Source organism: Williamsia muralis NBRC 105860, assembly GCF_001598915.1.
In the GTDB taxonomy this organism is placed as follows: domain Bacteria; phylum Actinomycetota; class Actinomycetes; order Mycobacteriales; family Mycobacteriaceae; genus Williamsia; species Williamsia muralis.
This window is the reverse complement of the sequence record NZ_BDAP01000011.1, coordinates 1-12992: the sequence shown is the minus strand read 5'-3', so window position 1 is coordinate 12992 and position 12992 is coordinate 1. Positions and strand designations below refer to the sequence as shown.

Here is a 12992-nt window from a genome sequence, read left to right as displayed (position 1 = left end):
CCGTCGGGCGTGGTCGCCGCCGAGCAGCTGGTGCCGCCGGAGCAGCCGGAACCCGGGTCCCTGTGGGCATTGGCGTGGCCGCGGCCGGGCGGGCACCGGGGCGTTGCCAGCCCCGGCGACCGCCACGCATCTGCCGTGGCTGAGGTGCCGGTGCCGTCGGCATGCCCGCAGATCGGGGTCGCTGCCCCACCGAGGGGCGGCGACTCGCGGAGTATCGCGTCGCAGCCATTACTGAACCGGGCTCAGCTCACAGCAGGAGTAGCAGCCGGAATCAGCTGCGGGAACTCCACGCGCACACCGGGAATGACCTTCTCGATCTGCGTACTGACCTGCGCGGTCACATCAGCGACGGTGTCGCGGGCGGTCTGCGCCAAGAACCCAGCCGCCTCATACGGAGCGTCGGCCTGCTCAGCTGACCACTCCAATGGCACGTTCACCGGGCCGACATTCACGTTGCCGCTGACATCACCGCGAGAGTTGACGACATAGTTGACAGTGCCGTTGCCCGGCAGGCCCTGTGCGTTGAGCTCGTACTGGTTGGCATCCGGATTCGGCGGCTCCGGCTTGCTCAACTCGCTTTCCGGGGTGCCCGGCGCGGTCGGTGTATCTCCGTTCGCTCCTGGATCGCCAGCACCGAACAGCCACCCCAGGGTTCCGCCGGTCACACCACCGATCGTCAGCGCCAATGCGAGGCCGGTGGCCGCGCCAGCAGCAGCACCGCCGCCGGCTCCGACCAGCGGTGCTACCGGGGGAAGTGGAGTGAACGGTGCGACAGCGGCACCGATACCCAGCCCGGCCAGTGCGCCGATCAGCGTCGCCGGCGGGACGAACAGAACAGTCGCGATCAGCATTCCGGTACCCGCACCCACGGCCATCGCTGCGGCCTGCCGCGAGGCCACATCAGCAGGCACCCCCACCGAGATTAACGCGCGAGCGAACTCCGATTCACCGTAGGCAGACCACCGATTGATCGAGCGGGTGTCGGCATCGGAGAGCACACCTTGCGGGGCGGTGATGTTGCCGACCCGGACGTTGCCTGGCTTCGGCAGAATCGGCCGGACCGGCTTGGTGGCCACGGGTGCGTGGATCGGTCCTTGCGGGACCGGGCTGTAGATCGTCGAATACGACGGCGGCGCTTGGTAGTAGGACGGATCGTACGACGAGTCCTCAGGAGTTCCCTCGTACACCGGCGGAGCACTAAATACCGGGTCAGGGATGGAGCCGGGGCCGTCATCAAACACGGGGGCGACCGGTTCGGCCGGTGCCGGCGGTGCGGCGGTAACACCGCCCTGGCCGGGGCCTCCAGACGGAGGCACAGTCACCCCGCCCTGGCCGCCGGGCTCGGCGAACGCTCCCCCGGCAGCGGCGGTACCGCAACTGACCACAGCAGCCGTCGCGATCGCGGCCGCGATCACCCGCCGCGACGCCAACGACGTGGCCTCCAACGAGCGGGTGAAGCTGTTGCCACGCGCTGGCAAGGCGTGACGAGGAGTATGAACGGCGTTATATGGCAAGGCATTTCCTTTCGACGTGAACAAACTGAGGGGCTTTGTAGATCTCCGCGAGGCATCGCGGTATTAGCGATGCATCAAGGGATGTGGAGTCGTTCAACCGTGTGACCGAGGGGACAGGTCGGGGCAGCAGCTTCCTCGCGATGGGGAAGACAGATGAAGCCCACAGGTTGCGCCGGGCAGCCAATCCTCGAGGCAGGCTTGGATATAACGCCTAAGCTGGGGACGTTCGGCTCTGTGGGCACAAAATCAGCGGCTGGACAGTGGGGGCCTTGTGAGTGCTTGGACGGCAAATCTTGAGCACTCGTTAGGGCCTTTTCGCCCTGGGAGAGGTTGGACGGCAAATCTTGGCCTCTCCCAGGGCCCCCCGGTCTGTCAGGTGGCCGCCCGCGGCGAATGTTCATCCGTGGCTCCGTCTTTCGAATTGCGGTACCCGGCGGTCGGCTCGCGACCAGCGATTTATGGCAGGACTATCTCCCGCGACGGACGCCACTAGTACGCCGAGTGGCGTCTGGGCGTTGATGCGGTACTTGACGGGCGTAAGCCGGAGCGCGAGACCGGGCCCCCCGGGCACGCAGTGAAGTCCGTAGTCGGTAGCAACGTCGTACCTCCCCGTTCGCAGTTGCTGGCAGTAGCATAGCGCACACGGTCCACTCTTTGAGTACCACTCGTACGTTATAAAGGCACTGTAAGCCAATCATATGGTGGTTGCAAGGACTGCAAAACTAGGAGCAAAACGGCGATGTTCCCTCTAATAGACGATTCGGAACCCAAAGCGGCCCCAAACACGTCAGATCTTGGCTTCGAGGCGGCCTTTAGCTGGGATACGGTTTCGATCATGCCGGGTGATTTAGAACGCTTGCAGCGCCTTGCGAAGGCCGTACTAGAACGGCGTCGCGCGCTCGCCCTCACGCGCGCAGAGGTGCACGGAAATGGCGGTCCGGCCGACACTACGATGGCGCGGATCGAAAACCCCGATGCTCAAACAACCGAGCCGAGGCCGACAACCCTGCGGCGCCTGGACAAGGGGCTGCAATGGCCGGAAGGCACGGCCGCCAAGATGCTTCACGGCGGCACATCCTCGTCCGGTGCTCCCGTTGACAATGAAACGCTCGAGTTAACAGATGCGCTGTCGTTCACCACGATTGAAATGCCCGTGGCGATCGTTCGAGACATTGTTCGTGCGGCTGATGGAGCGATTGGCTCCCCTTCGCCCGATACGCATGAGGCTTTGCGGAGGTGTGTTCAGCGTTTGACCGCTATCTACGCCACCGAAGTACTCGAGCGTGTGGGCGGACCTGGTGCGACGATTGCGCCGGCGATCGAGCTGACCTTTCGCGCGCATCTGAATTCCCCGCTCGCACCCGCGGGCGACCCTGCTCGTGTCGATCAGTTGTACCGACGGTGGCTCGCCGGCATGCTTCCGGAGGATGAAAAAGGCCTCATTGATGTCTTTACGGCGCGGTGGAGGGCTAAGCGGCGATCGATTATGCTGCGTCAGGAGAACGACTAGGAGGGGGTTCCATGTCTACGACTCTGCCGCTCGAGGTCCGCATCAGCCGACTGCGCGAGTTGGCTAACTATGTCGGGGAGCAACCTAAAACTAGCGCGGAACTGTCCCGCACCCTCAGTGACAGGCTGCATCGCCACATCGACAGCCACACAGTGGACCGGTGGTTTGCCGGAGAGGCACTCCCCTCCCTGGAAGAACGCACTGCCTTGGCTGTCTCGTTCGGCTTCGATGGCGAGGCAGCTGCCTACTTGGTCTCGGACAACCCTGACGTCTACACGCCATATGCCCTTCAACTTGAGAATTTCCTCCTCATTGCGAACAACACCACCGGTCTTATCGCGCTACGCGCGTCCGAGAAGCCCATGAGTGACAAGGCCCGGAGTGCACTCGCGCGTCTGGCCAACCCTGACAACTCTCTCGATGACGGCGTCTGATCCGGAGACGGTGGCCGCGGCCGCCGTTGCGCAAGTACCGTTCCGTCGGCCGTGGACTATCGAGGCAGCGATCGCGACGCTGTCCCTTGAGCGTGACCGACCCATAACCCTGCACGATCTGCCACCTGATCTTGTCGACGAGTGCTCCGCGGCGTGGGTGCCGACTGCGAACAGCGACCAGGTGTATGTCCGTCCAGATCTCACTGGCGTGCCCAGGGAGATTGCCATCGGACATGAACTCGGCCACATTCTGCTGCAACACACGCTTTCTGCCGAGGAACGCGAAAGCTACCTCGCATCGCTGTTTCCGTTGATGCCAGCGCGAATCGTCGCGAACGTGCTCACGCTGCCGTGTTCTCTCGCTCGGTCCAACTATGAGCACCCGTTCGAACTGCAGGCCGAGTGGTTCGCTCGTCTGCTCATCGCGCGCGCAGATGAGTACCGCGACACCATCATTCCCGCGAACGCGACCGCAGCCCAGCGGCGGATGCTCGAGAAAGCCGCTCAAACATTCGGCTGGCCGTGACCGTGAACCGGAGAACCGGATGATCTCTGTATTGACCGCCGGCATCTGCCTACTCCTGGTGGCAGTGGGCGTAGTGCGAATCCGAAACGGCTCGGCACAATCGACGCCGACCTACTGGGCCTACACCCAAGTGTGTTTGCTGGTGGGGCTGGCAAAACTCGCTCGCACCCCGGTCATCACCGACGACGTCATCAACCCGGCCTTAAAGACTGTCACTGGCCTGGCGAACGTCATGACATTTGTTGGAATGTCGCTCGCTGCATGCGCGACCGTTCCGGCGGTAGTCCTGATGCTCGCGCTCACAGGTCGGCCAGTGGCCTACCGGCCCTGGTTCATCGCCCAGGCCGCCATCGCTGGCGCGATGTTCATCGCGTATGTGATCTCACCGATTGCTGATATCCCCAGCTCCTACATCACCACCGACATCCCGTTCACTTGGTCGGTCTGGATGTATTGGGGTGTGTTCCTCGGATCAGTTGGGCTTGCGGGCGCTCTCAACGCCGCACTTGCCGTTCAGGCTGTCCGAGTAGTGCGAAGTGGTCCCTTCGCGCTCACGCTGAGCGGCTGGGCGACGACCGCAGCACTGGCCTGCATCTACACGGTCAACAAAATTGTCGATCTCGCGATGACCGAGCTCGACATCGAAGACAACTGGTACACCGAGCACGTCAAGACCATCTCGCTGATACTTGCTCTGCTCATCGCACTCGCGGCGATGGCGACCGTCCTGATCTACCCGGCGGTCCGACTCCCCTACCGGGTGCGGCGCTTCAAAGTGCTGAGGAAATCGGCAGCGACCTGGCTCGCGGCACGACAGGAGTACCCGGAGTTCGCACTGCCTATGGCCGACCCGCCGGCCACCCAGTGGCAGTGTTGGACAGCAGCCAAGGACCCTCTGTCGGCCTACAGCCTTCAAGTGGAGCTGGCCGATGCCCGCAACGCGGCCGACCGTAAGGCTGGTCGCCCCGCCGACGACCAGCCCACTGGCTCTATCGCTTAACAGCCTTGATGAGCCAAGCAATCTCTTGGCCGGGAGTCTCCTCGATGTCGTAGGGAATAGTGCGTCCCAAGCGCTGTGCGGCACTACCGAAGGTTTCAGCCTCAACATCCCAGCCGTATTCGTCCAACCAGCCAACCGGCTCAGCGACAATCGACTTGAACCCGTACCCGCCGGCATTGGTTGCTGCTGCGGCCATCTCGCGCGTCTGGGCTTCAACGAGAGCCCCCGCGCCGAAGTGGACCGCAAGTAGCTGGCTGCCCTGTGCGCTGTAGTCCGAAACCGTCTGAATCAGCTTTGCGACGACGTCATCGGAGAAATAGAACAGCACCCCCTCGATCACCCAAGCAGTCGCCACCTCGGGGTCAAACCCCGCGGTGGTCAACTCCCCGATCCAGTCCCCTTCCAGGTCGCCACTACGCGGCCGCCAGTCGGCTGGCACCACAACACCTTCCTCGGCGTACACCCGCTTCTTGTAAGCGATCACGTTCGCTTGATCGATCTCGAAAACGACGCACTGCGAGGGCAGCTCAAGGCGCGCGACCCGGGTGTCCAAACCGGAACCCAAGATCACGACCTGGGTCACCCCGCCGGCAATCGCGGCCTGCAGCGACGTGTCCAGAAAATGGGTGCGCACGATATTCGACTCGAACAGGCGCTGGCCCGTCATCTGCTCCAGCTGCACCGATGCCATGTCCAGACCCGAGTGCTCAACGAGACACGCCGCGTAGGGATCTGAAATAAGTGGCTCAGGCCGATCAGTCTCCAACGCACGCATCTTCGCTGTCAGAACTGCAGTTGCAGCGATATTTCCTACCTCAAAGTCCGTCATAAAGGCCCCTTTGTGTAGCGCAATACTTGTGTTGTGATGACTCTATAGGTGTTGTACGGATGACAGTAGGCATTGAAACTGTTAGCCTCGTCCCGTGCTGCAGCTTCGCCTTCCGATCTGCCAACAACAAGGTAGACCTTCGGGCCGACTCTCATTACCGACACATGGGTGGAAGGCCGCCTGCCGAGCCGTGCGCCCGATTCTATTCGGCGATGCATTCGGCGCGCGTCCGTCCGCTACTCGTGCAGTTAGACCAATGGGTGTCGCGCCTACTCTGAAGGGGCGGTGTGGCAAATGACATGTCGCAGTGCGACGATCGAGATGACCAGTGTCTGAAAGAGATTGGTGGCGGTTCGCTAGCAGTAAGGAATGTCCAGTTTCGTGTGGCGGGTTGGTTCCGCAGAGCGGCGGATCTTACCCGCTCCCGGCAGGGGGTGAGTCGGTGAGTAAAACAGAACAGACCATTGAGTTCTCAACGGAGCGGTCGACCTGCCGGGGTGTTTTCACCGCCCCGGCTATCGACGAGGCGAACGGGCTGACAGTTGTCGTCTGCCCGGGGCTGGGCGGCACCCGCGACGGTCCCGTAGTTCAGAGTGCCGTTCGAGGATTCAATGCAGCTGGGTTTGCGGTGTTCGCGTTTGACTACAGTTCCTTCGGCGACAGCGACGGTTCTCCACGCCAAGTTGCAGAGGTAGCTCTCCAAATTGAAGAGGTCGTCGCGGCCGTGAAGGCGGTGGCGAGACACTCTCGCGTGGACGCCAATCGTGTGGCGCTATGGGGTACATCGCTAGGCGGTGCTCACGCGATCGCCGCTGCGAGCAGGCACCCCGTGCGCGGCGTTGTTGCGCAGCTACCCTTCGTCGGAGTCGCGAGCAAGTCAGGCCTCCCGGGGACAATGCGTTTCGCCGCAGCGGCCGTGTCAGATCGGATCCGGCGAGCGCTCCGGCTCGAGCCTCATTACATTCCGCTCGTTGGCGCGGTAGGAAGCACCGCTGCTATGACTAACGCAGAGCCAGAAAGGGTTTCGCGGCTTTTCGACGGGACCTCCTGGTGCAACAAGGTTTCGGCTGGAGTATTACTTGATCTTGTCCGCTATCGGCCGGCTGAGTACGCTGCGGGCGCTCCCCCACTACTTCTTTGCGTTGGCGAAGACGATCCCATGACCCCGGGCTATCTGGTTGACGAGGTGGTAGCTGCGGCGCCCACGTGCGAGGTGAAAACGCTTCCTGTTGGCCATTTCGAGCTAGAGAACGGAGTGCACGAATCGGCTTGGATGGCGGCACAGGTCGACTTTCTCGAGCGCGTGATGGCGATTTGAGGCTGTGGTAGCGATCTTCGTGCAATCGGCACGCTGAACCTTCACAGCCAGCCGCACGGAAGATCTGTCGGTGCAGTGTTCTCCAACGGAGAACCTTCGGGGAATCTGTTTCTGTTACAGGCGTGTCGCTACCTGTTACTGGTACAGGTTTGCGCGACTATGAACGTGCTCCGCTGGCCGGGCTGCAAGGAAGGAAGGTCACCGAATGGCTCAACCGAATCTCGGAAAGCGCAAGGAACACATGGTGCGCGTCCCTGAACCTGTGGACGTACCCGAACTTGCAGCGCACGCCGGATACAGCCAGGTCAGCAGGTATGTAGCGGACCTATTATGCGACATCGCTGGTCGATCTGATCTCAAGGTCGGCCCCGACCTAGTGAAGGAGGGGCAGCTGCCTCTGACGGCCTAACGGCATAGGAACACCACACAACTTCACACGGCGGGTTTTCGCAACAAATTAAGAAACCCCCTGGCTGGCGGGCCAGAGGGCTTCTCAAGGTTTTGAACTCAGAGCGCCAACTCTGGGTCAGGACGGTTGCGAAACCGCCCCATTCCCCGAAGGGACTGTCTTGTCGGACAGGTCTCAGGGTAGCGCGCACCCTCTGGCGCGTGCAATCCCTGCACATAGCGTGTCGGATACAAAATCCGACTCTTTTCTTCTGGTCCGCCGTTACTGCGGGTCCAGCCCGGTGCGGCCCAGACGTGGTCGGAGCACCACAGCCCCCGTGCGTCTTCGAAAACTTGGGTGCTTTGGGCTACAGCCCATCGCTCTTGATCTCGGCGACTATGCACATGCGGGTGTTCCGTGCTGGAATCGCGACGAACATTGGCTGAGGTGGACGCTGCCGATTGCGTACGCGCAGCACTATGCGCGGGTGCTTCCGCACCTCGGTGGCCCAAAGAACGGCATTTCTCTTGCTGTATTGACCAAGGTGGCGGCCGCCCATGCCGTTCACGCTGATTATCGCACCGGCCGTAACTGCCGGCCTACTGTCGCGCGGGTTGCTGCAATAAGCGGGTGCGCCGAACGCACCGTCCAGCGCGCCCGCAAAGTGATGCGGCTGATTGGCGTTGCCACCGAAGTCATGCGTGGCCGTCAGCGAACGCTTGATGAGCGACTCGCCTCGTACCGAGTCGGAGACCGAGGTCGTGGATGGGCCTCGGTGTACGCACTGCACGGTGCGCAAGTTGTGGATAAACGCGCAGGTAATAGAACTGCGGCACCCCATCCCGAAGGGCGCCCTTTAGGGCGCTCATCTCACGTATCGAAGAACTTACTAACCCCATCCAGCAATGCTGGAGAGCAACAACGCCGCGCTACGCGCGACCCAGCAACTACAAGAACCCCACCGTCACGGCGCAAACCGGACACCAGAGGCCTGTTGCTCGCTTCAAGATGGCGAAGCAATGCGCGTACGCCGCAGTGGGCTCGGCGGTATACCCCTGCGGCCTGGTCACATGTCTTGGCGAAACCAGCGGCATACGGTTGGACTGACCGCGACCTCAATCAGTTGCTTCGCGACCACACGCTTCCCGGTAACGGCAACTGGGTCGCCCACGACCCGAAACGGCCGATTTTGTTGCTTGCGGGCATCTTGAATCGCCATGGTGACCTCAACAACCGACCTGCTGCTCTGGATGACGCTCGGCAAGAAGAATACGAAGTTCGCCGTCGAGGCGTGTTGCTATGCGACGCCTGCGATGATCACGGGTGGCTACTCCCCTACGGCGACGTCGCGGTTCGCTGCAGTCACGGAGAAAGGTGAAGAACTGCATGGCTCGAGCGTTAGCTGACAGGCAGGCCGATCATTTGGCTGCGGCGCCCTAGCTTGGACGTACGTTGTACCTGCTTAACGACAGGGTCGACGGCTTCGCTGGGTACGCACCACCAGGTGGACGAAACGGGGACGGACCTCAAGAAGCCCGATGCTGCTGATCCTGCGGTATTGCCGCGCTGCGGACGGCCTCTAACAGTCGGTTGAACTCCGTCGCCAATGTGCTCCCATCGTTAAGCCCGAGCAAGACTCCTTCGGCTCGCGCCACCGCGACTTCGATACCTGGAGCTACGGCGTGGTTGGGAGCGGCTGGTGCAGTATCAAGATCGAAAGCGGCGAGGTCGCGTGTGAGCATGTCGGCCATGGTCCGATGGTGTTCGATCTGCGCAGTAAGCCGTCGCGCGTCGCCTTCGGCCTCTCGCCGGCATTCGCTCGAACAGTACGTCCGCGGCCGCCCGCGCCCCATAGTTCGCCGAAATTCTTTGCGGCACTGAGGTCTTGCGCAGTAGGCAGTGACAACCGGTGCGCGTCCCGAGTCGTTCTCAAGGCCACGTGTGGTTGGGACAGCCTCGGCTACACGCCGGGTGCCAGGGGTCCGTTCCACATCTTATTGTCTCATAATTAGCGCAAAAATGCACCAGGCGCACTGCGTGTGACCTGCATCTTTGCGTAGCGGTAGTCCGGACTTGCGGTCGACTCGCCAGCATCGGCCGAGTTAAAAATGCGCGTAAAGCTCGACGATATACTTACATCGTTGTAATTCGGCCGAGTTTTCGCGGCTGGCAACATTGGCGACCGCCATCGCCAAGCCTGTATGCGCCGAACGATCGGAGTCCTACCCGCTCACTTAACGAACTCATGAACGCCCCGTAGCGCGGGCCCAAACGATAAGAACCCCCCGGGTACCAGCCGGAGGGCTCTTGATCTGGCATACGAGGTCGAGTAAGCGCTCGTCTCGCGGGTCTCGCCATTCCCCGAAGGGACTGTCTTGCCTGACAGGTCTCAGGGTAGCTCGCGCCCGAAAGCGCCCGCAATCCCTACACCCCGCGTGTCGCACAGTCGAACCCTTGATAGGCCCGCTTCCTCGTGTCTATCACTTCTGGCGTGGTGGCGGCGTTGGTCGCCACGCGCAACGGTGAGGCTCGACGTCGACAAAGATCATTCCTACCGCTCCTCGTCCTGGCCAATTTCACTGTCAGACATTCCGACCGCTAGCTATTTAGCAGACAGGTCTGGGGTCTTTCAGCTCCTAGCCTTCGACTTCGACGTCGGCCGGTACGGACGAGATGCAGTCGACGCCGATGCTTCGGTCATGGCCAGGGTGCTCGAGGAGCTAGGCGTTCCGCACCTCACTGTGCGGTCCGGCCCTGCCGGCGGCATCCATGTCTGGGTTCGATTGCAATACGGCGCAGATGCTCAATCAGTTGCTGCCTTGGCTCGAGCCGTTAGGTCCCACCTACCCACTCTCGATATCACTCCCCTTTGCAACCCGGCAACCGGCGCCGTCCGGATCCCTGGCTCAGCGCACCGCGCTGGAGGCTGTGCAGAACCGCTTCTCCGGGCCGATGACCTCGACGCAGCTCTATTGGCAATGGATCGAGATGCACCACCCGTGGAAGTCGTCGATTGGCTGCACGCTCGCTTCCCGACGCGGCCCACGCCTCGGGAGCACGCGCCGCACAAGGCGCTCGGAATTAGCACGACCGGTTCGGGTCCCGCCCAGAGATTAGACCGAGTTCGCACTCCTCTGACTGGGGGGACTGCGCAGCTACTCAACGACCCCCTTACGGCATCCTGCGATCGGTCATCCGTGGCGTGGAGAGTTCTGTTAGGCATGGCTGCCAGCGGGTGGTGTTGGACTGACGTCGTTGGTCAGATTCGAAGGCCAGGACTGACTCGACTGCGTGAGGATTACGAGAGCAACCCCGGCCGAGCTATCAAGCAGTGGCACAAAGCGTTAGCTGTAGCGGCACAAACAGCCTGGCCTAGAACAGCCTATGAGGTGTCGGATGATTCTGTCAGCGGCGCCATCGCTGAGGCAGAGAGTGCACTTCTGAGATGGCCTGCTCGATGGTCAGCTCCCGGCGGCGCCAGCGCCGAGCGAGTGCTGTGTGCGTTTCTCTCCGTTTGCATTTCGGCGCATAGCACTACGATTAACATCGACGTTAGACGCCTAGCAGAAGGTGCGAACGTGCACGCCGCAACGGCCTGTCGTGCACTGCATCGTCTCCAGGCCCAAGGTTGGATTACAAGAACCGCTGAAGCGGAGGGCACCTGTTCAGCAACGTGGAGGTTGAATCGTCCCCCACTATCCACAGCTGCAACACAAGTGGAATCACGCCCCTACGGATCTGGGCTTACAGAACGTCTCCAGCACGCTCAAAGGGACGTTTGGGTTTGGAATGGTGGTCTTGGAGGTGCGGCTGAACAAATCCACCGTGCCTGGGGGCTAGGGGTGGGCACCGTGGAGGACGTTGTTCGGCGTACGGGGTACGGACGCGTGGTGGTGTCTCGTTGGCTGGACCGAATGCAACGGTTGGGCCTTCTCGTGGAGTGGCCCAACTGGACTCTAAGTAGTCAGTTGCTTGACGTCGCGGGCGTCATGACCCGACGTATACATCGCCATCGCTGGGAGAGAGCGGTTCGCGACTGGTGGAATCAAGAAGTTGCTTGGCGTAAGCGTAGAGGTAAGCAACGAAAACGTGGGCCACGGCCCGCCGAGATCTACCCCGCCGCCATCGCACTGCCTATCGCAGCACCTGAGCGGGTCCGCTACGGCCGCTTTCCGACCAATGAGGTTCCCCCCAGGTAGTGGACACCGAGCTAGCGGGATCACAGGTTCCGCTGGGAGGATGTTCACATGTCGCGGAAGCGTCGGTCGTTTACGACCGAGTACAAGGTCGATGCTGCGCATCGAGTGATCGATTCTGGTCGATCCATTGCCGAGGTCGCACGCGATCTCGGCCTCAACGAAGGCCTGCTGGGGCGGTGGGTCGCTGATGAGCGCCGGCGCCTGGATGCGGCGCAGCGAGAGGGTGAGGAGCCTTTGAACGCTGCTGAGCGCGACGAGCTGACGCGGCTGCGCCGGCAGGTCGCCGATCAGGAGAAGGACATCGCGTTCCTAAAAAAAGCGTCGGCGTACTTCGCGGCGAACCATCAACGGTAGAGAAGTACGCGTTGATGGCCACGGAGTGCGCCACCACAGCGATCAGCCGCATGGCCTCCCTGCTGGGTGTGTCGGCATCGGGTTACTATCGGCACTTGAAGTCAACTGTGACAACGGAATTGGGGATACAGCGGCAGCGTCGGGAGGAGTTGGCGGTGCGGATAGCTTCGATCCACAAAGACTCTTACGGCGTGTACGGGTCGCCGCGGATCACCGCTGAGTTGCGCGCGCGGGGCGAGTTCGTGACCGAGAAGACCGTCGCGAAGATCATGGCCGAGCGGGGTCTGGCTGGCATCAGTCCACGTAGCTTTTCGCCTCCGACGACGATCGTGGATCCGTTCGCGACGTTCCCGCCGGATCTGGTCAACCGGATGTTCGACCAGGGTCGCATCGATGCGGTGTGGACGTCGGACATCACGTACCTGACCTGCGGCGGCGAAGACATGTATCTGTGCGTGATCAAAGATGAGCATTCGAAGCGGGCGTTGGGCTGGGCTGTTGCTGACCATATGCGTGCTGACCTGGTGACCGATGCGGTTGACATGGCTGCTCGTACCCGCGGTGGCCGGACCAAGGGCATCATCATGCACTCGGACAGGGGATCTCAATACACATCGACGCTGATGACGAAGGCTTGCGGGAAGTACGGTCTGCTCCGGTCGATGGGACGGACCGGGGTGTGCTGGGACAACGCCGGCGCCGAGAGTCTGTGGTCGACGTTCAAACACGAGCACTACTACCGCAACAGCTACGTGCATGAGACTGAATTGGTTGCTGCGGTTGACAATTGGTTCAACTACTACAACACTCGACGGAGGCACTCAACGATTGGGATGCTCAGTCCCATTAACTACGAGATGTCACTGACCGCGGCCCTTCAGGCCGCGTAACCACCCTCCACTATCCGGGGGGAACCTCAC

The 12992-nt window shown here is 61.8% G+C and carries 10 protein-coding genes; 8 read left to right on the top strand and 2 right to left on the bottom strand.

Going from position 1 to position 12992, the window contains the following annotated elements:
- Positions 1–242: 242 nt before the first annotated feature.
- Positions 243–1478, bottom strand: a complete 1236-nt coding sequence (locus WIMU1_RS24360; RefSeq protein WP_023960016.1) for a hypothetical protein — start codon at positions 1476–1478, stop codon at positions 243–245.
- Positions 1479–2253: 775 nt separating this feature from the next.
- Here WIMU1_RS24360 and WIMU1_RS24355 point away from each other — a divergent pair.
- From WIMU1_RS24355 to WIMU1_RS24340, 4 genes are read left to right on the top strand one after another with little or no spacing between them, the layout of a single operon-like run.
- Positions 2254–3024 carry a hypothetical protein gene (locus tag WIMU1_RS24355; protein WP_023960018.1) on the top strand — a complete coding sequence of 257 codons (771 nt, stop codon included), beginning with the start codon at positions 2254–2256 and terminating at the stop codon, positions 3022–3024.
- Positions 3025–3035: 11 nt separating this feature from the next.
- Entirely contained in the window at positions 3036–3458 is a 423-nt protein-coding gene (locus WIMU1_RS24350) for a hypothetical protein (RefSeq protein ID WP_023960020.1), read from the top strand.
- A complete protein-coding gene (locus WIMU1_RS24345; protein WP_023960022.1) occupies positions 3445–3984 on the top strand; it encodes a hypothetical protein in 540 nt (179 codons plus the stop codon). The genes WIMU1_RS24350 and WIMU1_RS24345 overlap by 14 nt, the downstream gene beginning before the upstream one ends.
- A gap of 19 nt (positions 3985–4003) precedes the next feature.
- On the top strand, positions 4004–4984 hold the full coding sequence (locus WIMU1_RS24340) for a hypothetical protein (RefSeq protein ID WP_023960024.1): 981 nt from the start codon (positions 4004–4006) through the stop codon (positions 4982–4984).
- Here the strand turns inward: WIMU1_RS24340 and WIMU1_RS24335 are convergent.
- A complete protein-coding gene (locus WIMU1_RS24335) occupies positions 4974–5813 on the bottom strand; it encodes a class I SAM-dependent methyltransferase (protein ID WP_023960026.1) in 840 nt (279 codons plus the stop codon). The two genes, WIMU1_RS24340 and WIMU1_RS24335, sit on opposite strands and share 11 nt — an antisense overlap.
- Positions 5814–6255: 442 nt before the next feature.
- Between WIMU1_RS24335 and WIMU1_RS24330 the strand changes: the two genes are divergently transcribed.
- From WIMU1_RS24330 to WIMU1_RS24305, 4 genes are all read left to right on the top strand, one after another.
- Positions 6256–7131: an alpha/beta hydrolase gene (locus tag WIMU1_RS24330; protein WP_023960028.1), complete on the top strand. Its 876-nt coding sequence runs from the start codon at positions 6256–6258 to the stop codon at positions 7129–7131.
- Positions 7132–8736: 1605 nt separating this feature from the next.
- On the top strand, positions 8737–8925 hold the full coding sequence (locus WIMU1_RS24320) for a hypothetical protein (RefSeq protein WP_023960034.1): 189 nt from the start codon (positions 8737–8739) through the stop codon (positions 8923–8925).
- Between the two features lie 2841 nt (positions 8926–11766).
- Entirely contained in the window at positions 11767–12072 is a 306-nt protein-coding gene (locus WIMU1_RS24310) for a transposase (RefSeq protein ID WP_062800975.1), read from the top strand.
- 11 nt (positions 12073–12083) lie between these two features.
- The gene (locus tag WIMU1_RS24305) at positions 12084–12962 is read left to right on the top strand and encodes an IS3 family transposase (RefSeq protein WP_120803110.1); all 879 of its coding nucleotides are present in this window, start codon (positions 12084–12086) and stop codon (positions 12960–12962) included.
- The last annotated feature ends 30 nt before the right edge of the window (positions 12963–12992 follow it).